Below are 319 nucleotides of genomic sequence, written 5' to 3'. Positions count from 1 at the left end.
ATACCATTGCAGTATCAAGGGTTGAATTTAGCAGTAGAGAAAAAGGCAGCAACGAAAAAGCAATCATAACCACAAGCTGAGTACGTTCTCGCTTAGCTGCGTTAAAACGCGCAAAAAAGTACAAAATAAGCCCGCTTAGCGCACCTGTTACAATAAATGGTAGAGCAATATAAAAACGCTCAAAGTAAATATTATAAGTTATAAAGTAAAGGCTTTGCGCCAAGCCAAATGTCATCATTAATAGTGACAAACCTGAGACACTGCGATTTTTTCGAATTTTTGTCAATAAGGGTAAAAAACTAAAAACCAAAATAAATGA

General features: G+C 35.4%; 1 protein-coding gene. It reads right to left on the bottom strand.

Annotated features, from left to right (window positions below):
* A partial coding sequence (locus CWB66_RS21490) for a SemiSWEET family transporter (protein WP_252371830.1) occupies positions 1-319 on the bottom strand: 319 nt, incomplete at both ends.

Origin of the sequence: Pseudoalteromonas sp. S558 (assembly GCF_005886635.1) — a bacterium.
Classification (GTDB): domain Bacteria; phylum Pseudomonadota; class Gammaproteobacteria; order Enterobacterales; family Alteromonadaceae; genus Pseudoalteromonas; species Pseudoalteromonas aliena.
The sequence above is the reverse complement of the archived record's forward strand: the minus strand, read 5'-3'. Positions and strand labels throughout refer to the sequence as shown.